The sequence below is a fragment of the Celerinatantimonas sediminis genome (genome assembly GCF_046054195.1).
Taxonomy (GTDB): Bacteria; Pseudomonadota; Gammaproteobacteria; order Enterobacterales; family Celerinatantimonadaceae; genus Celerinatantimonas.
In genome coordinates, this window is record NZ_JBEQCS010000023.1 from 19,084 (window position 1) to 44,151 (window position 25,068).

Below are 25,068 nucleotides of genomic sequence, written 5' to 3' on the forward strand. Positions count from 1 at the left end.
TCAGTAATTGTCTGGTTTTTATGCATTCAAATCTGCTTAATTTCTTAAAAATATTCATAACGCAATGAAATTATTGATGTTTCATTACAAGATCGAATAGAAGATCAATGGTAAACTAGCAGGCTCGATATTTTCAGGATTAAGGCGTTCAGTTGTATAAAACGGATGTAAAAATATACTTACACCCTTTTGTTGGTCTGTTTAAACAGGCAGCGGTTTTGATCCTTTTAGTGACAGTTTTAAGTGGGTGTCATCCACTGCATCAACATCGCTCTGAACTTGAACAGCTGGAGTATCACAAAGAACTCAGAGTAGGCACTCTATATTCGTCTCGCAACTTCTATTACGATCAAAACGATCAACCCACCGGGATTGATTATGAGTTGCTTAATGACTTTGCTCACTCGCTGGGCTTAAGACTGAAAATGATCCCGTTATACAGCCAAGCGGATCTTTATAATGCACTCAAACAAAAGCGAGTCGATCTGATTGCAGCGTCGTTAATCCCAACAGCTCGACTTCGCGAACAGTTTCGTTTTTCACCTGAATTTTATGATGTCGATAGCGTTTTGGTTTACCTAAAAGGTACGCCAGCGCCGCAAACATTAGCAGATGTTGATGACAGCGTCGGCGTCACCGCCGGAAGTTTTCACGAGAGCGTACTTAAACGGCTTAGCAAACGCTTTGCGAATCTAAAAATTGATGCTGACGATCAACTCGATGATGAAGACTTATTGCGAGAAGTCCACCAAGGTCAGCTCAAATACGCCGTGGTTGATAACAAAATCTTAGCGTTAACACAGCGCTATTATCCTAAACTTGCCAGTGCCTTTGTGCTGCGAAAAAGCGTGCCTATTAGCTGGGCGATTAATCGCTCAAAAGATGACTCGCTCTATTCAGTATTAATCGATTTTTTCGGCAAAAAACATCAAGACAGCACCATTGCAAAACTTGTAGAAAAATATTTTGGCCATATAGAACAGTTTGACTATGTGGATACTCGTTCGTTCTTGCGGGCGGTTAAAGCGGTATTGCCCCGTTATGAAAGCTGGTTTAAACGTTATAGTGGTGATTTGGATTGGCGACTGATTGCCGCCGTTTCATACCAAGAGTCGCATTGGGATCCTCGAGCGCGCTCGCACACTGGCGTGCGCGGAATGATGATGTTGACCCTTAAAACAGCACACTTGATGGGCGTGACTAATCGACTCAATGTCGAACAAAGTATTCGAGGTGGTGCCGATTATCTCCAACGGCTGATTTCGCTAGTTCCTGATAGTATCCACGATGATGAAAAAATCTGGTTTGCTCTGGCAGCTTATAATATGGGGTTTGGCCATATGCTCGACGTCCGGCGCATCACAAAACTGCAAGGGGGCGATCCGAATAGTTGGACTGACGTCAAAGAACGTTTACCACTATTAATGCAAAAACGCTGGTATAGAAAGACTCAGTACGGTTATGCCCGAGGCAGCGAAGCATATAATTATGTGAATAATATTCGCCAGTACTATCAAAGCCTTATACTTTTAGATGCGCAGCAACGTTGGAACCAAATTAAACAGGTTCGCTGATAAATGTTCAAAAAATGATAAATTGGTAAAAAAATTGTTGACTGTCACTAACCTGTAATACAAAATTGATAGGTTTAAAAGCGAAAAAAATGTAATACAAAAATAACAATAGAAGGAGGGATGAAGATGGTTAGAAAACGTCATCATGCCACGCATTCACCTCGCCGGCGCATACAACTTGCGCGCCAACATAAAAAAACCCTATGGCGTCAGCGCAGTTTTGCTTTAACTGAGCTGATTGGTGAAAGCGAAAATTAAAAAATCTCAGCTTTGCTGAGAAGTCTTGAGTTTTTTCGCAGCTTTAATGGCTTTTCGCCTGTTGCGGAAAAACTCACTCAGGAGCGCTGAACAGCGTTCCTGCTCCACACCACCCTCAACATCCAATTGATGATTCAACCGCCCATCACCAGTAAGATTAAATACACTCCCAGCCGCTCCCGTCTTTTGATCAAAAGCACCGAATACAAGTCTTGAAACCCGCGCATGCACCATTGCACCTGCACACATCGGACAAGGCTCTAAGGTGACGTATAGGGTTGTATCAATAAGGCGATAATTTTCTAGATGAAGGCCTGCATCACGAAGCGCCATAATTTCTGCGTGCCCTGTTGCATCATGGCTGGTAATCGAATGATTCCATCCCCGACCGATGATCTGTCCATTATGCACGACCACCGCGCCAACAGGGATCTCTCCGTGTTGCTCAGCTTGCTGCGCTAACAATAACGCCTGCTCCATAAATTGGTGATCTTGTGGTGTACTCAAGAGTCATTCCCAAACAAAAACACCATTGTAACATTCCATCATCCAGAACGAACTATCGAAAACTTAAATGCCTAATTCATCCAATAAATCTTGGTCTACAACCTGAGCGACGGGTTTTTCAGCTTGCTGATTGGCTTCGGCAATGATCTGATCAGGGTCAGTTTCTTCAGACTCGGCAATATCGGCAATCTGAATAAATTCGGTTTTATCCATTGCCAATTCCAGATAAAAGATATTGTTATGAGCGGTAACGAATGTGACTCGACGGGCTTGAGGACGATCTAGGTTAGTATCAACCGAGATAAGAACCTGCTTGTTAATCGCCAACATTTTGGGCTGGTTTTGGGTGATACTGGTATGCAGTTCACGGCCAATTTTACCCGTAAAATCACCGATACTTTGGTTCATCAGCTCGCCCATGACATTAGAAACCTCATCGGAAGTATGTTGGGTGGCTAATTCATTTTCTGAGATCCCCATATTTTTCATATAGGTCTGATAAATTTCAAGCGCAGCTTGAGCGGTAAAATTCATCAAGACGAGCCCAGAAAAACCACCATCAAATAAAACAAAACAGCCAATATCTGGTTTTAAACAGGTTTTATGGATTTTTTGTACCATCGCCGAATAATTCACATCGCTGCCAGTGGCGGCACTCAATACTTTGGTGACCGAATTACATAGAGTCAACAAAATATCATCTGTGGAAATAACGCGTGTATTTTTCATCTACCGTCCTTGTCGTATGCGATTAGCAATCTATCCAATTATTATGCGTTAACGTCGGTATTTGTTCCAATTAATCTCTGGTGAAATTTAATCGTGAATGAAAACCTGTCAAAGAAAGTCACCTTTAAGGGTGAACAAGAAGTGCACAATAAAGGATAAAGATTAGTTCTATCAATAAAATATGTGGATTGCACCTCAGTTCAATATAGACACTCTGGTCATAATGGAAACTAATTTTTTTGTATCTGCCAGTTCACTAGGGGCTATTGACCTTTGGTGGTTTAATTTTGTTCAAATTAAGCGCATTTGGAACGCATCGCATTCTGTTTGGCTTTCTAAGTTAAGCAAACAGGATTCAAACCAAGTTCAGGATGCGTTTAAATGAACCCAAAGGTTAATGGCCCCTAGATAAAGATAAATTTTGAAAATAGGGACATTATGATGTTAAAGCAGTTAAATAAATCCTTGCTACGCTTAATTTTACTGGCAACGGCCCTGTTAATTGCCGTACAAACTATAGCGATTGGCTTCTCATCATTTATTCAAATCAAACAACTTCAAGCTTCCATTCAACAATCGTTGAGTCAACAGACCCAATCGATGCAAAAAACTTTGAAACAGAACCAGGAACAACAGATTGCAGACCTGCACCAAACAACGCAAACCCTTTCTGAGGAACTCAATCAATCATTAACACAGTTACTAAACCAACAGCAGCAGGCCCAAAGTCAAAGGCAGATGCAAGCATTTAAAGATGAAGCGGATAACTACAATCAATTGATTGTCACCAGCTCGATTGAAGCTGTTCTTGACAATGATTTAGGCCAAATGACTGACCTTATTCTCGCAGCACAAAAAAATCCCAACGTAATTGTGGCAGCTTTTGTCTCGCCCAAAGGACAATTACTGACGCATTCACTCGATCGCTCAAAACCCAGAGTTCAGCAATTAGATATTAAAGGCAAAGGGAACCGCGCGTTAGAACGCGTTATTAACGCAGCCCAACAAGACCCAGAAATATACTTTACAAAAACGCCAATCAAATTCCAGGGTGGCGTCATCGCCCAATTAGATGTCGCCTATAACATGGGCAATTTTATGGCTGAACAGAAGAAAATACAGGCTGATTCGGCCAAAGCTCGCCAATCAATTGTGGCGCATAGCCAACAATTACTAGCGCAGATGAGTCAATCCAGCCAACAAGGACTGAACGTACTGGCGAGCTCTTTGTTAAAAATGAATCAGAAAAATACCGCTGATTTAACGAGCGCGCTCACGCGCCTATCACATCAAATAACTCAGAAAACAATCGCGATTCAAATTGGCGGTGGGATCTTACTACTGGCAGCAATCGGCATATTGCTAGTCATCCGAGTGCAAAAACGCATTCAAAATTTAAGCTCTAGTTTATCGAAATTAGCCAAAGGTGGCGGCGATCTTACCCAAACGATTCCAACCCATGGGGAAGATGAAATTGCCCACATGGGCAATTCAATCAATCGATTCTTACAAACAACCCGTAAACTCATTCAGAAAGTGAATGATAACGGCCAATCGTCGCAACAAAGCATTAGCCAGCTCAGTGTTCGAAGCGATCATGCCTTTGATTTAGTTTCACATCAAAATCAATCGTTAGAAGAGATCAATGCAGCAATGCGTGAATCTTCTCAAGCAGTGGATGAACAAACTCAGGCAGTATTGGATATCCAACATCACGTTGATACTCTTCGCCAAACCAACCAACAAAATCAACAAATATCAGGGCGAGTCTCGTCACTGATTCACCAATTAGATGATGAGATTGAAAGCGCCAACCAGCAAGTTGCTAACTTCGTCAATTTAAGCGAAGAAATAGCCACCGTTTTAAATGTGATTCAAACGATTGCGGAACAAACCAATCTACTGGCACTAAACGCAGCAATTGAGGCAGCAAGAGCTGGCGATCATGGCCGCGGATTTGCGGTTGTAGCTGACGAGGTGCGCCAACTAGCGGCGAAAACCCAAGATTCAACAGGCAAAATACAACATAGTATTGATGCCTTAAGTGAAGGCGCTAATAGTGCAGCCCAAGCAATGGCCCAAGCAACACAACGAGCCAAACAGTCCAATGATGAACTCTCAGAAGAGGAAAATATTCGGCAGAATGTAAGCCAAGCAGTCAATGCCCTCGCTCAGTTAATTGATCAAATTGCAGCAATGGCAGAAGAACAAAATGCCACATCCACTCAAGTTGCTCAAACTAGCGAACAGATGCATCAACAATCACAGCAGGCGATGCAAGCGGTGAGTGATACTCGAGAACAAAGCCAAAAACTCAATCAACTGTCCAAACAACTGGTCGATGCCATGAGTGCCTTTACCGTTTAACTTTTGTTTGCTTAAAGGCGGTTCCTTTTGTAATTGGTTTTGTGCCAATCTGAGGCGGATTTAGACAAGCTAAACGTTTTGCCAAGTAGTTATTGGTCACCAAGAACGTTTAACACTGGATAAATCGGCCTCAAGTACTGCCCTTTAAGTTCATTTAAATGCATCCGGAACTTAGTTGCCTATTTGCTTAACTCAAAGCTCAGCAGGTTGTGGCACGTTCAAATGCGTTTAATTTGAACAAAATTCAACCACAAGAGTTCAACAACCCGAATTTTAGGCATAAAAAAGCCGGTCCGAAGACCGGCTTTTCGTGCTTGGTGTAGTTTCTTAGTTATTATTTACCCAAGTCTTTTAACGCTTTACCACTCATAAGATTGGCTTCGATATGTTCAAGAGAAACGTTTTTAGTTTCTGGAATCAACATAAAGGTCAGAACAATAAATACAACGTTCAGCGCGCCGTAAATCCAGAAGGTATTTGCATTACCAAAGTGCTGCAACATAGTCAGGAAGGTTGCACCAACGATCATGTTGGCAATCCAGTTGGTTGCAGTTGACACGGTCACACCAAAATCACGACCTTTAAGAGGCTGAATTTCTGAACACAGAACCCAAATCAAAGGACCGGCACTCATTGCAAAACCAACGATAAACATCAGCAACATCGCAATAGCAAAGTATTTAGCACTCATGTCCATAGAGGTAACGCCCATATTCAACATAGCACCTAACACACCCATACCAATCGCCATGACTAAAAAGCCCAGTTTCAAGGTTGGTTTACGACCCCAGCGGTCAACCAGACCAATTGCGATGAATGTAGCCAATACGTTAGTTGCACCAACGATTACAGTTCCCCACATCTGTTCTGAAGTACTGGTAAAACCAGATAAATCAAAGATTTTAGGTGCGTAATACATAATAACGTTCATACCAGTAAACTGCTGAACAACCTGTAATAAAACACCTAAAAAAACAGCTTTACGAAAATAACGGTTAGCACAGAACAGAGCAAAACCACCCTGCTTCACTTTCAAGCTATTGCGAATTTCATCCAGTTCTTGTTTTGCTTTTTCACTGCTATCACGAAGCATTTCTAACACGCGGCGAGCTTTGTTGTCATCACCACGAGCAGCTAACCAACGAGGACTATCCGGAAGGAAAATGACCCCAACTAGCAAAATAATAGCCGGAATCGTAATGACACCCAACATCCAACGCCACATACCATGATAACTAAACAAAGTATCTGAAACGTAAGCGACTAAAATACCGATAGTAATCATTAGCTGATACATTGAAATCATACTACCACGAATATTTTCTGGTGCGATTTCAGAAAGATAAAGCGGCGCAGTGTATGATGCAATACCGATAGCCAGCCCTAACAGAACACGCATAACGATTAAAATTTCAGGTGATGTAGCAAGCGCTGAACCTAAAGATCCAATCACAAATAAGATAGCACCAATCATTAAGCTTTGTTTACGGCCAATAGCAACGTTCAATTGACCGCTACCAATAGCACCAATTGCTGCACCAGCCATCATTGAGCTCACAATCCACTCTTGCTGATGATCGGTTAAGGTAAATGCTTGTTTAATAAATGGGAGAGCACCAGCAATTACACCGATATCTAACCCGAATAGAAGTCCAGCCAACGCAGCGAGAAAACATACAAAGAAAGTTACTTTCTTTGATGATTTATTCTTTGCTGAATACGACATCGTTTGGCTCATCCTGCCTCCAAATAACCTAAAAATTAACTACAATAATATGCGCATTATGATATTTGTTATTTCGTTGTCAAAAAGTGCGTTCGATCACATATCTGTAACCGATTACATATCATTTCAACGTGTTTGTTTATTTTTTGATACATAATCTTAAAATTTATACTAGATCACACTTTAATGATAAATCTATAGTTAAATGTCACATAAAAATAACATTTATCTTAATTTACTAATGTAAACGTTTTCACAAATACTTATAAATCGCAAAGAAATAATATTTATCGGAAATTTTATACGATAAATATTTTTAATGGTTTACGTTTTTTGACAAATCTAGTTTGCCATTTATCAGGCCCTTTACCGTCAAACAGAAAAAGTCTTACTTTGAGTAAGGCCTAACTGAGAGCACAGGGCGTGAAAAGGGGGCTGATGTTAACAAACATTGACTATAAAATGGAGTAAAAAACATCCATTTTATGCAAAGAAAAAGCGGCCTCAATATGGCCGCTTTGGTAAAGTAAGAGCAGAATAAAATAACTACTTATAAAATATAGTTAAAATAATAAACTTCTATTTAACAAATAAATTTATGAAAAACTATTTCAAATAAAATACTTCTTTAAGTGGTTTTTCAATTGGGCTGTTATCGGCATTACTTGGCATAATATCGCACATCATTTTCCACCAGCGTTGGCAAACCTCGGTCTGAGCCATTGCAGCCCAACGCTTTTCATCTTCAATTTCGACATAAGCAAATAGCCGCCCTGTTGGGGCATCTAGAAAAATACTGTAATTATGTGCGCCATGAGCTTTAAGCTCTTGAACCATCTCTGGCCATATTTGTTCGTGACGACGCTGATACTCTTGCGCGCATTCAGGGTCTACAGACATAATAGTTGCTTTACGAATCATAATTTCCTCTCACCTCTCTTTGGCCTGAGCAATATCTATCTCAATAAGACTACTTCTTACTCGCTAGAAATATCTCGTTAAATATAAAGGAGACTCCTTTTGCAGAGCCTCCAAGAGTGGGTTTTAACCAAGACTCTATCCAACAGCCATCCCCGCACCAACAATGTTTGCAGCAGCGACAATCACTAACATGCCCAGACATAAAATTCGCACCGGTCGAGAACCAACTCCTTTCCATTCAGCCAAGGCCAAGCCAACTAATCCACCGCAAAGTACATAGATACTCATATGCAACATCCAGTTGACGAACGAAAGGCTTTGCGGAATGTTGGCTTCTCCCCAGGCATAAAAGAAGAATTGTAAGTACCACATAATGCCACCTAAAGCGGCCAAAGAAGCATTAACTAATAGGCTTTTAAGAGGAAATGACAAGTCATGACGAATAGACAAGTCACGTTTAAAAGCTAGACGGGAAATACAATAACCGAAATTAATCAACGCCCCACCGCCCATGATGATCCCATAGCTGGGTAGCATTGCATACAGCGGGTCAATACCGATTGATAGTGACTGCTGCCGAATAGGCTCTGCGGCACTTAGGCCAAAAGCAAATCCGGCTGAAAAAATACCGCAGAATACTGCCAAAATTAGACCTTTTTTCAGATTAAACTCTTCTGCAGTATTACCCAGTACTTGTTCTTTTTTACGGCCAGCATAGGTAACAATGGCAATACCAAACAGTGCAACCACAACCCCAAGCATGGTGATTTCACCACTTTCAGTTGTGATCAAATGCCAGAATGTACCATTTATAATCACAGGCATAAGTGAGCCGACCACCAGCGTTACCCCAATGGCAATCCCAATTCCTAAAGACATGCCGAGATAACGCATGGTTAAACCATAGTTGACGTTACCAATTCCCCACATGGCGCCGAATAAAAACATCGCCCAAAATGATTTAGCCGAAATACTGCTATAAAAGGTGCCAAAATCTGGAACTAAAAACCAAGTCACCATCCAAGGCAGCAAGATCCAGGAAAAGAACCCTGCAACCGCCCAAGTTGTCTCCCAAGACCATTGTTTTACTTTACTAATTGGCGCATAAAAAGATGCTGCCGATGCAGCGCCTACAGTATGCCAGCCTATTCCAGAAATAATTGAAATCATCGTCTTCGCCTTTTTATTGCTATTTATCACGAGTAACGACTCAGAAAACCTAGCCAGTTTTCCGTATACTTGAATTAAACAATCAAACTCTAAAAAGTACTGTCCATTGGCATCTCCTTCGCTCAAACAGACAGACTTTATAAAGAGTCATTAACGAGTACTTAGCGCTTTCGCTTCGTATTCTTTGACCGTTTGCAGCCAATCTTGGCCAACTGGAACCTGTTCACTTTCACAGGCATAATCCCAAACGGCTTGCCATGGCATGCTTTTATCTTCTTCCATGAGTGCCAATCGCGAGGTGTAATCCCCTTGATTTTCGGCTTTTCTTAGCGCATCAATTGGTTCAAGCAACGCTTTAAGCAACGCTTTTTTCATATTGCGAGTTCCTATCACCCAAGCGGCAATTCGGTTAATCGACGCATCAAAGAAATCCAACCCGATGTGAACTCGGTCAAGTAACTGGCTGCGGATAATTTCCTGTGCAATGGCTTGAGTTTCCTGATCAAGAAGAACGACATGGTCACTATCCCAACGAACCGGGCGGCTTACATGCAGTAATAATTGAGGGACATATAAGGAAGCGGCACTAATTTTGTCACTAATGACCTCGGTTGGGTGAAAATGCCCAGCATCGAGACATAATGCAATTTGCCGGCTAGCGGCATAGCCAAGATAAAACTCGTTGGAACCGACAGTATAAGATTCAAGCCCAACACCAAATAACTTACTTTCAACTGCATCAATGTGATATTGCGGGCTTAATTTCTCATCGATAATTTCATCAAGTGCTTCAATAAGCCGCTGACGAGGCCCGAGCCGGTCAACTGGAATATCTTTCATTCCATCAGGGATCCAGATATTCATCACCGAGGCGGTCCCTAATGATTGACCAAAATAAGCCGATACATCTCGGCATGCTTTGCAGTGCTCGATCCAGAACTGACGGACTTTGTCATCTTGATGAGCTAGTGTAAAACCGTCATTACTTAACGGATGAGAGAAACAGGTTGGGTTAAAATCCAATCCAATCTTCTGAGTTTTAGCCCAATTAACCCAACCAGCAAAATACTCAGGTTGAAGCTGGTCACGCTCTACCGGATGATCACATTCAAGATAAATCGCATGCAGATTGAGACGTTTTGCCCCCGGAATCAATTGCATTGCAAATTCCAAATCCTGACGCAGCTCTTGGGCGTTGCGTGCCTTGCCCGGATAATTACCGGTTGCTTGAATACCGCCACTCAATGGCCCGGCTTGTTGTTCAAAACCAATCACATCATCCCCTTGCCAACAATGCATTGAGACAGGAATATCAGCTAATACATTAAGAGCTTGATCGACATCTACCCCAATATTGGCATAACGCGTTTTGGCAAGCTGAAAAGCACTTTCAATTTCATCTCTCATAATGACTCCTTATTTATGTGGCTCATGCTGCACAAAGCTCTGGACCGGCGTTAACTGCTCAAAACGATTAATCACAGCATCTCGGTCTTTACATGCACGAGGACTATATGTGTCTTTAGAATATTGGCGGGCGATGAGTTGCCGGAGAGTTTCACCATCTTCAATGGCGTGCAGTCCGATTAACTGGTATCCCAAATTTCCCAAAGCCGACGCTTCAACGGGCCCGGTTAATACCACACGCTGACAAACATCAGCACACAGCTGATTCAATAGTTGATTCTGACAGCCTCCTCCGACAATTCGAATTTGTGTAATGGCGTGCTTACTGGCTTTTTCTAACTGACAAATGGCTTGGTGGTAACTCAGCGCTAAACTATCCAATACACAGCGAGCAAGCGCAGCTGGACTATCTTCGATGCTTTGATGACTTTTCTGGCAATAGCTCAAAATAGCTTGGCGCATCGATTTAGGATGGACAAAACTTGCATGATTCGGATCGACTAATGCTTGAAATGCCTGGTATTTAGAGGCTTGTTGAATGAGTTGAGTAATATTGAGTGTTGGCCATTCTTTTAATAGGCCTTCAATCAACCACATACCCATCACATTTTTTAAGATACGATAATTGCGATTGGCCCCACCTTCGTTTGTTAAATTAGCTTTAAAGGCCTGCTCATCAGTTACTGGCACGCTCGACTCAATCCCAATAAGAGACCAGGTACCAGAACTAATATAAGCGGTGTTTGGGCCATCAATAGGGGTCGCGGCAACGGCTGCGGCGGTATCGTGGGTTGGTGGGCTAATCACTGCGACTCTGACACCATTTTTATCTTGCCAATCACCAATGCGCTCCCCCGGATAGGTTAATGGTCCAACCCATTGCGGTTTAACATTTGCCGCTTCAAGTAAATTAGAAGCCCAGTCACGACTCATACAATTGAGCATGCCAGTTGTGCTGGCATTGGTATAATCCCAGTGATAATGACCACATAGGCGAAAGTGGAAATAATCAGGGATCATTAAAATTTTATCGATTTGATTAAGCCAAAGCGCATGGCTATGAGCTTGTGCACGCAATTGAAAAATTGTGTTAAATGGTTGGAATTGAATCCCCGTCTGACGATATAAGCGAATTGGATTGAGCTCATCTAGTAATCTTTGTGCAACCAACGCCGTTCGCTCATCTCGATAACAAACAGCAGGAGCTAAGCGTTTGCCATCCTTATTTAAGCAAACATAATCAACGCCCCACGAATCAATCCCTAAAGAATTTAAAGCAATTCCTCGCTCAGAAATTCGATTTAACCCAGCGAGAATATTAGCTTCGAGCTTATCTACGTCCCAACACAAAAAACCATCTTGATGAATCAGGTCATTATTAAAACGATGAATTTCCTCAATAGATAGCGATTGGGACCATTCGTCAAATGTCCCAAGGATCACCCGCCCACTCGATGCACCTAAATCTACTGCTGCAACTTGATAAATCATATCTAGTCCAACTTATTTAGCCATACATTAGTTATCAAGATAATATTCAGTGCAGTATTCAACCTTTCATTGCGCGTCATTCATTTAAATAAATTGGCAAAAAAATTAAGATTAAATTAGATTTATAATAATTTGTGAAAACGATCACGATATAACAAGCAAAACCTAACCAATAAAAAATAAAATGATTAATCAATAAGTTAAAAACCAACCTTGCATTTATCCGCCTCACCACCAATTAAAAAAACATTCAATAATTTTCGTCATGACATAATCAAAGATATTAACTTGATTTATTTCAAACATTTAAAATTTAATACCAACAGAAATTTAACCAACCCATCATTTCCTTTTCAATTTATATTTAGAAAAACAGAAAATCATCTAAAAGCATTTGTGATCTGCCATAGATAATAAAAATTTATTTTTATTAAACTATAGATTATTGCCAGTTTTTTAATTTGTCAGACCCGATTTTTAAGGCCTTATTTAACTAATTAAATATCTTCATTTTTATAAGTTACAAATAAATAGGAGAATCACAATGGTGTTTGCACTTTGCTTACCCAAAATTAGCCTCAGTGGCACAGGTGCTATAACTGAGCTTGTTGACAGGATTAGTCAGACCGCATCGAAAAAACCGCTGATAGTAACTGAAGCTGCTTTGATGAAAATCTCATTGCCAGAAACGTTACTATCGCAATTAAGAGATCATGGCATAGAACCGGCAGTGTTTGATGGGGTTGTTGCCAATCCAACCGACCATGTTGTCGCGCAAGCTCTACGCTGTTATATCGATAACCATTGCGATTCAATTATTGGGTTTGGTGGTGGCAGTTCGATGGATACAGCTAAGGTTGTACGAGCCTTAATCGCTAATCCGAACAAAACGGTTTATGAGCTTGAAGGCATCGGCAAAATTCAAAAAGAAGGCCCAATGCTTAGTTGTGTTAGCACTACATCAGGGACAGCAGCTGAAGTCACCAGCAATGCGGTCATTACGGATACCCGGCGCAAAGTCAAAATGGTGATTATTGATGCAGCGATTATTCCTGATATTGCAGTGAATGATCCATCATTAATGGTGGGTTTACCCTCTGATGTTACCGCAGCCACAGGGATGGATGCACTCACACATGCAGTCGAAGCTTATGTTTCAACAGGCGCTCATCCGCTAACGGATCACTCAGCTCTAGCGGCTATTACGACCATCAGCCAAGCACTACCCGAAGCTGTGGCAAATGGCTCCGATATTGTTGCCAGAGAGCAGATGGCGCACGGCCAATTTTTGGCTGGTATGGCATTTAATAGCGCCGGGCTTGGTCTGGTTCATTCGCTGGCACATCAACCTGGTGCAACGCACAATCTTCCGCATGGGGTATGTAATGCGATTTTATTGCCAGTATTATGCGAATTCAGCCGCCAAGAACAACCGGAACGCTTTGCTCGCATAGCCAAAGCTATGGGCGTCAATACCGAACAGATGAGCTTAGAGGAAGCCTCAAAAGCTGCAATTACCGCTATCAAAGACTTATCCAAACAAGTGGGTATTCCATCGGGACTTGCTGAATTAGGAGTCGTTGAAAAAGACATTGAAAGGTGGATAGCACCAGCACTGGCTGACCCTTGTGGTGGCACAGCTCCTCGTCCGGCCAATGCTGATCAAGTCAGAGAGTTATATCATCAAGCCTTATAGAAATTAAATAAGGCACTTATAGCGCCTTATTCTTTAATCATTTTAGATAGATACAATGAATAGAAAAGTAGCAACCATGGCTGCTACTTTTTGTTAAAACTCCGTTAGTGGCCTTGTTTCATCTGTTTGTAACGGTCAAAGATAACCGCCAACAGCAAAATAGTACCGCGCACCACATACTGGGCAAATGGCGAAATATTCAACAAGTTCATTGCATTTTCAACGGTCCCTAAAATAAGCACCCCAGCAATCACATAAGAAATTTTACCAATCCCACCTTTAAGTGAGACGCCCCCTAACACACATGCAGAAATAACCACTAACTCAAACCCGATAGATGTCATCGGCTGGCCACTGGTCATACGTGATGCCAAAATAACCCCCGCAAGCGCTGAAATAGCTCCTGAAACGGTAAAGATGATTAGTTTGGTTTTGACCACATTAACCCCTGCCAGACGAGCGGCTTCTTCATTACCACCGATAGCCAGTGTATTGCGACCATAGACTGTTTTATTGAGCAAAAATGCAAAAATAATAAAGCAAATGATGGTCAACCAAATTGGCGTTGGTATACCTAAAATATTAGAGTTACCCAGCTGAAAGAACTCTTCTTCAGTAATCCCAACCGCTTTACCATCAGAGATGATATAACCCAAACCGCGGGCAATTTGCATGGTGGCAAGCGTTGTGATCAGGGCATTAACTTTCAGTTTTGCAATAACAAAACCATTGATTAAGCCAAAGAAAACACCACTTAATACGCCAGCTAAAATTCCAAGGCCAACGCTTTGTGTCATGTTGATGGAGACCGCTGTCACAACCCCTGCACACGCAACAACAGAGGCAACTGACAAATCTAAATCACCACAGGCTAAGCAAAATAAACTGGCACAGGCGATCATTCCGCTCATAGAGACCGCCAATCCCAACCCTTTCATATTGATAAAAGAGGAAAAGTTTGGCACAAAAATGCAGCACACAATAAACAGTGCGACAAAAACCATCAGCATACCAAAGCTATCCCAGAGCCGGTTAAAATCGACTTTACGGTGCGTTGAATTTGAATCTTGTTTATCCGTTTTAGAGACTGATATAGCCATTTCTAGCTCTCCTTTTTCATGCTTCAGGCTGCCTGAGATTTACCAAGCATGGCAAACTCAAGAATACGCTCTTCACTAAATTCACTGCGTTCAAGCTCGGCAGTTAACTGCCCGTCTTTCATCACCATAATGCGATCAGAAATTCCGATCACTTCCGGCAAATCACTTGAAATCACAAGGACCGTGACACCACGCTCAGCCAATGCAAAGATCAGTTCATAGATTTCAGACTTGGCACCAATATCGATACCGCGGGTTGGTTCATCAAGTAAAATGACTTTCATTTCAGTGGACAACCACCGCCCTAAGATAACCTTTTGCTGATTTCCTCCCGACAAGTTACCAATTAACTGGCCCATCGATGGCGTTTTGACATTTAATGAACGAACCTGCTCTTTGGCATTGCTATTTTCCCAGTGGTTATCGATAACACTGCCCATAGACAGATGGTCAGGCCGAGCACTGATATTGGTATTTTCAAGCACCGACAACACCGGTACGATTCCTGAAACCTTACGATCTTCAGGGCAATAGGTTATCCCTGCATGAATCGCATCGGTTGGATTGTGAATATGCACAAGCTTGCCATCGACTTTAATTTCACCTGCAGTTGCCTTCTCCGCGCCAAAGATTAATCGGGTTAACTCTGTACGCCCTGCCCCAACTAACCCAAACAAACCTAGCACCTCTCCTTGCATCACATTTAAAGAAACAGGTGATTTTAATCCAGGCCCTTCAATTTGTTTGAGTTCTAAGCCGATTTGTCCATATTCTCGTGCTCGGTAATGGAAAATATCGTGAATTTCGCGCCCAACCATTAGTTTGACTAATTGGTTGTGAGTCACGTTTTCAATGTCATTAAGAGTGGCGACATGAGCCCCATCTTTAAACACCGTGATAGAGTCACATAACTCAAAAATCTCCTCCATGCGATGTGACACATACAAGATAACTTTGCCTTCATCACGCAACTCACGAATCACTTTAAATAAGCTTTCGATTTCTCGCTGAGACAGGCTACTCGTCGGTTCATCAAAGGCGATGATTTTGGCATTGCGACTTAAAGCTTTGGCAATTTCAACCATCTGCCACTGACCAATAGATAAGTTTTTCAATGAAGTGGCGGGATCAAAGTTCTCTCCCAACCGAGCTAACTGGGTACGGGCTCTTTCATGAAGGCTGCGACTATCAATCATTCCCGAATGAGTGGGAAGCTGACCGATAAATATATTTTCTGCAACGCTCAGCTCAGGAACTAAGTTAAGTTCCTGATAAATAATAGCCACCCCAGCATCTAATGCATCCGAGGCATTATTAAATGCGGCATCTTCTCCCTTAATTTTCAGACATCCACTCGTTGGTTGATAAATACCGCTTAACACTTTTAGCAGTGTTGATTTTCCCGCGCCGTTTTCCCCTAATAAAGCGTGAATACGCCCTTCCCCTACGCCGAAACTGATATCGCTTAAGGCTTTCACGCCAGGAAAAACCTTTGTAACGTGGTCAAATTCTAGGAAGTAATTTTGATTGCTGCCCATAGTAAACCTCATGGCACTCATAGAATTAAGGTGCCTGATGAGGCACCTTATTTGAGTTAATTTTTAACTAAATCACCTAAGCCTTTTTTCTCAAGCTCAGCACGGAAGTTATCGCGAGTAATGAGCACAACTTCTTTTACTTGGGTCATATTGGGTGGACGTTTATCGTCGTGAACCCAGTGATAAAGCATTTCAATACTTTTGAATCCATGAATATCAGGGCTTGGCAGCAAAGACCCATAAAACCCTGTGGCTTCTTTTTTAGAAAGTTCAGAAATTGCACCAACCCCGTTAATCCCAATACCAATTACGTTAGATGCGTTAAATCCCTGCCCTTCAGTGGCACGAACGCCACCTAACACAGTATTGTCATTCATCCCAACAACTAGCCACTGTTTGACATCTGGATGCTGTACCAACAGCGAGTTACCAGCATTAAACGCGCCTGGAATGTCGTTTGATTTAGTTGGAACTCGGTAGATTTTTGCAACCGGGAAGCCCAAATCTTTTAGCGCCTTAATCGAGCCATCAACGCGGCGACGCGCGGTATCGAGCTCATCGGCGGTAATTGCCATGACAGCTGTCGTTTTGACATCCCATTTGCGGTTTTGCATCTCTTTATAGAGCGCTTCACCTTGGTGATAACCAATTTCACTTGCCGCCATCATAATCAACGGCACAGTTTCCATCGGCTTGCCCTTAGCATTTAAAAATTGGTCATCCACCGTGACTACTTTTAGTCCATAGCTTTTGGCCTTCGCCATAATAGCTGGCCCCAGCTTTGGATCAGGCGTACAAATAACAAACCCTTTAGCGCCTGAAGCTGCTAACGTATCAATAGCATTTAAGGTTTTTTCCCCATCAGGAACCGCCATTTTTAGAACATCAAAATGATATTTTTCACCTGCTTTATCGGCGAAGGCCCATTCAGTCTGGAACCATGCTTCTTCAGGTTGTTTTACTAAATATCCAAGCTTAAGTTGATCATCCTTACTACTTCCCCAAAACGCATTTGCTGATTGGCTCAATAACGCAGCACTTGCCAGAGCTGCAGCAATCAATCCCTTGGTCAAAGCTTTCATTGTTGTTACTCCAAATGTCATTGATACAGAGTCATAATCTAAATAGTAGAAGATTGAAATTTAGGGTAGTGACCCTTATCACAAGTCAATTAGATAGCAATAAAATCCATATTTATAGCAATATTAACTATGATTAAAATCCCAATTCTTTAATAAAAACTTATAATTAGATCAATTAATAACCGTTTTGAGTGAAATGTGAGCGAACCGTTGGTTTTACTTAAAAAATTTTTCGTCATTACCCAGAGTGTTGCTTAGATCTCATTTAAATCACCGCAGCAATTTCGTCCATATTTGTAGCTAGATATCGTATGGGAATAGCCTCTTAAGATGCTTTTAATAAAACACATTAATTATTTAGTTTCGTGGAGCATCACATGGCAGCGACTCAACCTAAAGCTTATGTTATCGGCCTTGATTTTGGATCGGACTCTGTTCGAGCACTCGTGGTTGATACAGCGAACGGCGCAGAGCTTAGTAGCGGAGTAAGTTATTATTCACGTTGGCAAAAAGGGCAATTTTGCGACGCCCCTCATACTCAATTTCGACATCATCCGTTGGATTACATGGAATCGATGACCCAATCGATTCAAACAGCTCTTGGTGAATTACCTAAAGAAGCAGCTTCTTATGTTGTGGGCATCGGTGTTGATACAACCGGTTCAACACCGGCACCTATCGATGCGGATGGGCAAATTTTAGCGCTTCGCCCAGAGTTTGCAGAAAATCCAAATGCGATGTTTATCTTGTGGAAAGACCACACCAGTATTGCCCAAGCTGAACGAATTAATGAGCTGGCTCACGGCGGAAAATTCCCCGACTACACTAATTTTGTCGGTGGCGTTTATTCTTCAGAATGGTTCTGGGCTAAAGCCGCAAACATTATGGAAGCTGATGCATCCGTAGCGAAAAATGCCTATAGCTGGGTTGAACTAGCCGACTGGATCCCCGCTCTTTTAAGTGGCAATACAGCTCCTCATCTTCTTAAACGCGGGATCTGCGCAGCAGGTCATAAAGCGCTTTGGCATGACAGTTGGCAGGGGCTTCCCGCACAAGACTTTTTAAGTGCCATCTCCCCAACATTTGAGGGCATCCGCGAGCGGATGTTTGACAAAGTTTATACCGCCGAAGAAAAAGCTGGAGAACTGTCCAAAGAGTGGGCTGAAAAACTTGGATTAAACGAAGGAATAGCTATTGCTATTGGTGAGTTTGACTGCCACATGGGGGCTGTGGGCGCTGGTGCAGGTGAAGCCGATCTAGTCAAAGTAATGGGCACCTCCACTTGTGATATTTTAATGGCCCCTCAAAACGTGATTGGCGATAAAACCATTAAAGGTATTTGTGGCCAAGTCATAGGCAGTTCACGACCAGACATGGTTGCTCTGGAAGCAGGTCAATCTGGTTTCGGTGATATCTATGCTTGGTTTAAAAATATGTTGCTCTGGCCACTTGCCAGTTTAGCTAATGCCCAAGCCGAAACTCAGCAGTTAATTGGTGAAATTGCCGATCAACTGATCCCGCAGTTAAGTGAAGCTGCGCAAGCTTATCAACCTGACATGCACTCACCACTGGCTGTCGACTGGCACAGTGGTCGGCGTACACCTTACGCCAACCAGCGAGTTACAGGCGCCATTACCCAGTTAAATTTAGGCAGCGATGCGCCTGCTGTTTTTCACGCCTTAGTGGAATCAACAGCCCACGGAGCCAAAGCAATTATGGATTGTATGACCAGTCAGGGAATGGATGTTAAACGTGTGATAGCGATCGGTGGGATTGCTAAAAAATCGCCATTTGTTATGCAAATCTGTGCCGATGTCATGGGCCAGCCAATCGCAGTCGTTGAATCAGAACAGTGCTGCGCACTCGGAGCTGCTATTTTTGCGGCAACGGCAGCTGGCGTCTATACCGATAGCAAAACTGCCCAATCAGCAATGGCCAGCCGAATTTGCGAACACTATCACCCCGATGAACAGCGTCATGAGTTTTATCTTAAACGCCATCAGAGTTATCAAACTCTGGGCAAATACGTTGAAACTCAGGCCAATGCAACAGAGGAATGATTGTAATGAGTGATGTATCGATAGAACAATTACGTCATCAAGTCTGGCAAGCGAACATGGATCTCGAACGTTATCACTTGGTGACGTTCACCTGGGGAAACGTCTCCGGGATTGATCGTGAACGAGGCATTATGCTGATTAAACCCAGCGGAGTACCGTACTCTGAATTAAGTGCCGACAATATGGTGGAAGTGAGTCTAGAAGACGGCAAAGTGGCTGGTGGACAGATGAAACCATCTTCTGATACAGCAACTCACCTGGAGCTTTATCAACGTTTTCCAGAAATTCAGGGGATTGTGCACACCCACTCAACACATGCCGTTGCATGGGCTCAGGCAGGTATGGATATTCCAGCTTTTGGGACCACCCACGCTGACTATTTTTACGGACCGATTCCGTGTACGCGAGCTTTAAAACAGCAAGAAATTGACAATGCTTATGAGCTCAACACGGGAAAAGTCATCGCCGAACATATCGACGAAAATCAAGTAATGGCGATTCCAGGAATTGTCGTTAAAGAACATGGGCCGTTTGCATGGGGCACTTCCCCAGCCAATGCTGTTCATAATGCCGTAGTTCTTGAAGAAGTCGCTCGTATGGCACTTTATACCCTACAAATTAATGCCGCGACGACACCTGTTAATCAAGGACTGCTGGATAAACATTATCTACGCAAACATGGCAAAAATGCGTATTACGGCCAATCTACCAACAAATAATATATGAGGTCACTATGAATAATTCTACCCAACAACAGCAACTGTGGTTTGTCACAGGTTCTCAGCACCTATACGGACCAGAAGTTTTAAAACAGGTCGCAGCTGACAGTGAACAGATTGTCAAAGGCCTCAACGAAAGCAACGATATTCTGTTACCGCTGGTTTATAAACCAACAGTAAAAACCCCAGATGAAATTCTGACAGTCTGCCGTCAGGCTAATAACGATCCAAACTGTGCTGGTTTGATTCTTTGGATGCATACTTTCTCTCCAGCCAAAATGTGGATTGCTGGTTTAACTGAACTCAACAAACCATGGGCGCATCTGCATACTCAGTTTAATGCTGAACTGCCATGGGGCGAAATTGATATGAACTTCATGAACACAAACCAAAGTGCTCATGGGGACCGCGAATTTGGATTCATCGGAACTCGCCTTGATCTTAATCGCAAAGTTATCGTTGGCCACTGGCAAGATAAACGCGTTCACCAGCAGTTAGATGACTGGGCTCGCGCAGCACTTGGCTGGGCAGAAGGTCATCAGCTCAAAGTTGCTCGTTTTGGCGATAACATGCGTCAAGTCGCAGTTACAGAAGGCAATAAAGTTGGGGCGCAAATTCAATTTGGCTATGAAGTTAACGCGTATAGCTTAGGTGAACTGGCAGAAGCTGTAAATGCTGTGGCTGATGCCGATGTTAATGCTCTGCTTGAAGAATATGCAACAACATATGATGTTGCACCGGGTCTTTTGACTGACAGTGCAACTCGCAAAATTATTGCTAATGATGCTCGTCTAGAATTAGGCATGGAAGCATTCTTAAGCGATGTAGGTGCCAAAGCTTTTGCCAATAACTTTGAAAACCTCGATGGCTTAACTAACTTGCCAGGGCTTGCAACACAGCGACTAATGGCGAAAGGTTATGGTTATGGCGGTGAAGGTGACTGGAAAACAGCAGCGATGACCCGCATCATGAAAGTCATGGGCCAAGGACGTAACGGTGGCACTTCATTTATGGAAGATTACACCTACAACTTTGGTTCAACTGACCAAATTTTAGGTGCACATATGTTGGAAGTTTGTCCAACTATTGCCGATGCAAAACCAAGCTTGGAAATTCATCGCCATACAATCGGTTGTAACTGCGACGTCGCTCGCCTTATTTTCAACGGCAAAAAAGGCCCAGCAATTAACGTAGCACCGATTGATTTGGGAAATCGTTTCCGTTTAGTCGTTAACCAGATTGACTGTGTGACTCCTGAACATGACCTGCCTAAACTGCCAGTTGGTCGTTCACTGTGGCAGCCTCAGCCTAACCTTGAAACAGCTGCAGCAGCGTGGATCTATGCCGGTGGTGCTCACCATACAGTCAGTAGCCACGATGTCAGCCTTGACACTTTAATTAGCTATGCTGAATTGGTTGATACTGAAATCGTTATTATTAATAACGATACAACCGTACAGGGCTTCAAAAACGAACTGCGTCAAAACAGCTTGTATTATCGTCTAAAACAAGGGATTTAATCTTTATAAAAATACATCAGGCCCTAAATGGGCTTGATGTTTTTTATTTATAGCTCATGAGGAGCCACTTTTTATGCTAAGCACCGATGATATATCCGATACCCCTCCCGAGACGCCTTATCTTCCCTGTCTTAGTAATGAGCATTATCAGCTTCAATTATCTAATAGTGGCGAATTTAAACTGGTTGGTCCTCATTGTGAACCACTTGGCGCAACATTAGATATCCAATTAAATCATGTTCCCATCGTTCCAGCAGAGCTTATATGGCACAGCAGAAGCCATGAATCACACCATGAAATTTGGAGCTTTTGCCCACAGGAACGGCTCTCTTTGAGCCTCACTTTTTCCTTATCGAACACCCAGCTAACGATTGATTATTTGGCACGAGTTGAAAGCCCAGCCCATATTCAACTGCAGCATAAACTGAATTTTGCACAGTACGATAAGCGCCCTTCAGCATTTTATTTAACAGATGATGCGTATTTCGTTCATAGTTCAAGAAGCCAGTTCAGCCGAATTCCGGAAGCACTTTTTATTTCCGATCATTTCGCAGCGACATTATCCATATCTTTTAATCAGAATGTGACATAGATATGTGTGTTTAGATAAAGAATTTTATATCCTTATCTCAAGGTGTTAATGCAATGTTGAGTATTCATGCAACAGACTGATCCGCTAAAACCTGGTTATAATTTTGATGCCCATCTAGTCGCTGGCTTAACGTCAATCATTGAAGGTAATGACCTAGACTTCACGATTGATCGCCCCGGCGGGATGAAAGGCTATATCATTAATTTGACGATTAAAGGACAAGGCCGTATTTTTTCAGCAGACAACGCCTTTGAGGTCAAAGAAGGCGACCTGTTACTGTTTCCGCCTGGTGTTGCCCACTTTTATCGGCGACAACCCAGCTGTTCAAACTGGTTTCATCGCTGGATCTATTTTCGGCCAAGAGCATTTTGGTCCGACTGGTTAAACTGGCAAAATAACCAGCAGGGAGTTTTTGTAACCCGCAATCTAGAACCAGAGATTATGACCAAGCTTGAGCCACTATTTGTCGATATTGAACATTCGGCAAAAAGTGACAATCCTTATCACAATGACTTGGCACTAAACCTACTGGAACAATTATTAATTCGCTGTAAAACATTGCAGCCAAATGTAATGTCACGACGTATTGATCCACGTATTCTTGAAGTGGTTCAACATATGTCTCAGCATCTTAATGAGGATTTTTGTAACGATGAGCTAGCCGCAATGGTGTGTATATCATCCTCAAGGCTGGGACATCTTTTTAGCGCTGAAATGGGAATGACGATCACTCAATGGCGAGATGATCAACGCATTACTCGAGCGAAACAATTACTCTTAACCACAAACCATTCCATCAACAAAATTAGTCGTATGATTGGTTATAGCGACCCATTATATTTTTCTCGCGTCTTTAAACGCATCGCGGGTGTGAGCCCGAAAAAATTTCGCGAACAGATTAGTTAAACGATAAAGAGGTAGCAGAAAGCTACCTCTTCTACGATTAGGCGATAGCTGCCAAGTAACGTTTTTCAACTTCGGGCCAGTTAATTACATTAAAAAATGCTTGGATATATTCTGGGCGTTTGTTTTGATATTTTAGATAATACGCATGCTCCCACACATCCAAACCTAAAATAGGCGTATGAGCTTGCATTAATGGACTATCTTGATTGAGCGAGCTTTCAACAACAAGTGTCTTATCCTGCGTTACTGATAACCACGCCCAGCCACTACCAAAACGAGCAACTGCAGCCTGAGTAAATGCATCGCGAAAAGCCGCAAAACTACCCAAATCTTTATTAATAGCGTTTGCAACTACTTCTGTTGGTTCTCCCCCACCATTAGGCGACATTACTGTCCAAAACAATGAGTGGTTTGCATGCCCGCCACCGTTATTAATAACCGCTTGGCGTTTATCTTCTGGCAATTCATTCAGTTGCGTAAGTAATTCTTCAACGCTGAGCTTCTCAAATTCAGTTCCATCAATAGCGGCATTCAATTTATTGACGTAGGTTTGATGGTGGCGCGTATGGTGAATTTCCATGGTCCGGGCATCGATATGTGGTTCAAGAGCATCATAAGCATAAGGTAGTTCAGGTAATGTATAAGACATTTATCTCTCCTATGAACACAAAATTTAAATAATTACTATTAACAAATGCAAATGATAATGCTTATTATTACTAAAATTCAATATCTTTATAAATTAGTTAACAAATTTTTTACTTATATTTTGAATGAGAATTGTTTAATGATGAAATAAATATTTGAATGAACGTTCAATAAATTTTTATTATTGAATAAAATCAATATGTTATATTTATATTTTGGTTTGATGAATTCGTTAATTAGCGGTATAATGCAGCAATATTTAATTTATGTTCTTTAACATTAACCCTGCATTGTATGAGGTTTTGTTGTATGCAAAATAACGCTCAAATTGTCTTTAATGCGATTTGTCGCTTTATCTTATTTTCTGTATTTATTGCAGGAATGTTTGGGATTATGTATGTCGATATTTCAATTTTTCACGACCAAGTAAAGGAGATATCACTTACTGAAGTCACTCAGGAAACATTTCTGGGACTTATTGTCGTAACTTTTATCTATCTAGCTGTATATAAACCAGACCATCGCGGTTTTTATGGGTTAGTTGCAGGCTTCTTCGCAGCCCTGCTTATTCGTGAATTAGATGATCTATTTGATCTTGTCTGGCACGGCTTCTGGGTCTATCCAGCCTTAGCGGTATCGCTTGTTGCCATTGCTCTAGCTCGTCATTACCGAGGCAGCGTATTAAATGGATTTGCTGAATTTTGCCAATCCAAATCTTATATCATGATGGTGTGTGGCCTCGTGACGCTTTTAGTATTTAGCCGGTTATTTGGTATGGGGGAATTCTGGAAGGTCATTCTTAGCGATGGCTATGTCAGAGTCGCGAAGAACATTGCTGAGGAAGGTGTCGAACTACTCGGATATGGCTTTGTACTGGTTGCTAGCGGCAAATATCTTTTAGCACAAATGGGCTGGAGTTTTCGCATTGAGCAAGCGCTTACAAAACGCCTGCAGAGCAGTCCAATTTTTAGTAAAGAGCAATCATAAAGAGTCCTGTGCAAAAAGCCAGTTGGAGCCATTCTAACTGGCTTTTTCATTTTTATAAGCCCACTAATCT

The 25,068-nt window shown here is 42.2% G+C and carries 21 protein-coding genes; 10 read left to right on the forward strand and 11 right to left on the reverse strand.

Annotated elements, in window-relative coordinates; all coding sequences use genetic code 11:
* Positions 1-152 precede the first annotated feature (152 nt).
* Complete coding sequence (mltF, locus tag ABTQ23_RS19205; protein ID WP_408617378.1) at positions 153-1,574, forward strand: membrane-bound lytic murein transglycosylase MltF; 1,422 nt, start codon at positions 153-155, stop codon at positions 1,572-1,574.
* A 126-nt stretch (positions 1,575-1,700) separates the two neighbouring features.
* Positions 1,701-1,832 carry a hypothetical protein gene (locus tag ABTQ23_RS19210; protein ID WP_408617379.1) on the forward strand — a complete coding sequence of 44 codons (132 nt, stop codon included), beginning with the start codon at positions 1,701-1,703 and terminating at the stop codon, positions 1,830-1,832.
* A gap of 6 nt (positions 1,833-1,838) precedes the next feature.
* Here the strand turns inward: ABTQ23_RS19210 and tadA are convergent, their stop codons facing one another.
* Both tadA and ABTQ23_RS19220 read right to left on the reverse strand, forming a co-directional pair.
* Positions 1,839-2,339, reverse strand: coding sequence for a tRNA adenosine(34) deaminase TadA (gene tadA / locus ABTQ23_RS19215; RefSeq protein WP_408617380.1), 501 nt, complete (start codon positions 2,337-2,339; stop codon positions 1,839-1,841).
* 63 nt (positions 2,340-2,402) lie between these two features.
* Positions 2,403-3,068 carry a DUF3334 family protein gene (locus ABTQ23_RS19220; RefSeq protein ID WP_408617381.1) on the reverse strand — a complete coding sequence of 222 codons (666 nt, stop codon included), beginning with the start codon at positions 3,066-3,068 and terminating at the stop codon, positions 2,403-2,405.
* Positions 3,069-3,506: 438 nt separating this feature from the next.
* Here ABTQ23_RS19220 and ABTQ23_RS19225 point away from each other — a divergent pair, with 438 nt between their 5' ends.
* Complete coding sequence (locus ABTQ23_RS19225) at positions 3,507-5,435, forward strand: methyl-accepting chemotaxis protein (RefSeq protein WP_408617382.1); 1,929 nt, start codon at positions 3,507-3,509, stop codon at positions 5,433-5,435.
* 334 nt (positions 5,436-5,769) lie between these two features.
* Here the strand turns inward: ABTQ23_RS19225 and ABTQ23_RS19230 are convergent, their stop codons facing one another.
* The 5 genes from ABTQ23_RS19230 to rhaB all read right to left on the reverse strand — a co-directional run bounded on the left by ABTQ23_RS19230 (position 5,770) and on the right by rhaB (position 12,150).
* Complete coding sequence (locus ABTQ23_RS19230) at positions 5,770-7,173, reverse strand: sugar porter family MFS transporter (protein WP_408617383.1); 1,404 nt, start codon at positions 7,171-7,173, stop codon at positions 5,770-5,772.
* 594 nt (positions 7,174-7,767) lie between these two features.
* The gene (rhaM, locus tag ABTQ23_RS19235) at positions 7,768-8,082 is read right to left on the reverse strand and encodes an L-rhamnose mutarotase (protein ID WP_408617384.1); all 315 of its coding nucleotides are present in this window, start codon (positions 8,080-8,082) and stop codon (positions 7,768-7,770) included.
* A gap of 135 nt (positions 8,083-8,217) precedes the next feature.
* Entirely contained in the window at positions 8,218-9,252 is a 1,035-nt protein-coding gene (gene rhaT, locus ABTQ23_RS19240; RefSeq protein WP_408617385.1) for an L-rhamnose/proton symporter RhaT, read from the reverse strand.
* Between the two features lie 150 nt (positions 9,253-9,402).
* On the reverse strand, positions 9,403-10,659 hold the full coding sequence (locus tag ABTQ23_RS19245) for an L-rhamnose isomerase (RefSeq protein ID WP_408617386.1): 1,257 nt from the start codon (positions 10,657-10,659) through the stop codon (positions 9,403-9,405).
* Positions 10,660-10,668: 9 nt separating this feature from the next.
* Complete coding sequence (gene rhaB, locus ABTQ23_RS19250) at positions 10,669-12,150, reverse strand: rhamnulokinase (RefSeq protein ID WP_408617387.1); 1,482 nt, start codon at positions 12,148-12,150, stop codon at positions 10,669-10,671.
* Positions 12,151-12,694: 544 nt separating this feature from the next.
* Between rhaB and ABTQ23_RS19255 the strand changes: the two genes are divergently transcribed.
* Entirely contained in the window at positions 12,695-13,846 is a 1,152-nt protein-coding gene (locus tag ABTQ23_RS19255) for an iron-containing alcohol dehydrogenase (RefSeq protein ID WP_408617388.1), read from the forward strand.
* Between the two features lie 104 nt (positions 13,847-13,950).
* On the opposite strand, the gene araH is transcribed toward ABTQ23_RS19255, so the two are convergent.
* The 3 genes from araH to ABTQ23_RS19270 are packed head-to-tail and all read right to left on the reverse strand — an operon-like array spanning position 13,951 to position 17,566.
* On the reverse strand, positions 13,951-14,946 hold the full coding sequence (araH, locus tag ABTQ23_RS19260; RefSeq protein ID WP_408617389.1) for an L-arabinose ABC transporter permease AraH: 996 nt from the start codon (positions 14,944-14,946) through the stop codon (positions 13,951-13,953).
* A 23-nt stretch (positions 14,947-14,969) separates the two neighbouring features.
* Positions 14,970-16,484: an L-arabinose ABC transporter ATP-binding protein AraG gene (gene araG / locus ABTQ23_RS19265; protein WP_408617390.1), complete on the reverse strand. Its 1,515-nt coding sequence runs from the start codon at positions 16,482-16,484 to the stop codon at positions 14,970-14,972.
* A 56-nt stretch (positions 16,485-16,540) separates the two neighbouring features.
* Positions 16,541-17,566, reverse strand: a complete 1,026-nt coding sequence (locus tag ABTQ23_RS19270; protein WP_408617391.1) for an arabinose ABC transporter substrate-binding protein — start codon at positions 17,564-17,566, stop codon at positions 16,541-16,543.
* 377 nt (positions 17,567-17,943) lie between these two features.
* On the opposite strand from ABTQ23_RS19270, the gene ABTQ23_RS19275 reads away from it, so the two are divergent.
* From ABTQ23_RS19275 to araC, 5 genes are all read left to right on the forward strand, one after another.
* Positions 17,944-19,626 (forward strand): ribulokinase, encoded by a 1,683-nt coding sequence (locus ABTQ23_RS19275; RefSeq protein WP_408617392.1) that lies wholly within the window; start codon positions 17,944-17,946, stop codon positions 19,624-19,626.
* 5 nt (positions 19,627-19,631) lie between these two features.
* The gene (locus ABTQ23_RS19280) at positions 19,632-20,345 is read left to right on the forward strand and encodes an L-ribulose-5-phosphate 4-epimerase (protein WP_408617393.1); all 714 of its coding nucleotides are present in this window, start codon (positions 19,632-19,634) and stop codon (positions 20,343-20,345) included.
* A 14-nt stretch (positions 20,346-20,359) separates the two neighbouring features.
* Positions 20,360-21,865, forward strand: a complete 1,506-nt coding sequence (gene araA / locus ABTQ23_RS19285; protein ID WP_408617394.1) for an L-arabinose isomerase — start codon at positions 20,360-20,362, stop codon at positions 21,863-21,865.
* 73 nt (positions 21,866-21,938) lie between these two features.
* A complete protein-coding gene (locus ABTQ23_RS19290) occupies positions 21,939-22,457 on the forward strand; it encodes a hypothetical protein (protein ID WP_408617395.1) in 519 nt (172 codons plus the stop codon).
* Between the two features lie 66 nt (positions 22,458-22,523).
* Complete coding sequence (araC, locus tag ABTQ23_RS19295) at positions 22,524-23,363, forward strand: arabinose operon transcriptional regulator AraC (RefSeq protein WP_408617396.1); 840 nt, start codon at positions 22,524-22,526, stop codon at positions 23,361-23,363.
* 37 nt (positions 23,364-23,400) lie between these two features.
* Here the strand turns inward: araC and ABTQ23_RS19300 are convergent, their stop codons facing one another.
* Entirely contained in the window at positions 23,401-24,012 is a 612-nt protein-coding gene (locus tag ABTQ23_RS19300) for a superoxide dismutase (RefSeq protein WP_408617397.1), read from the reverse strand.
* A 308-nt stretch (positions 24,013-24,320) separates the two neighbouring features.
* Here ABTQ23_RS19300 and ABTQ23_RS19305 point away from each other — a divergent pair, with 308 nt between their 5' ends.
* Complete coding sequence (locus tag ABTQ23_RS19305; protein WP_408617398.1) at positions 24,321-24,998, forward strand: hypothetical protein; 678 nt, start codon at positions 24,321-24,323, stop codon at positions 24,996-24,998.
* Positions 24,999-25,068: the final 70 nt, after the last annotated feature.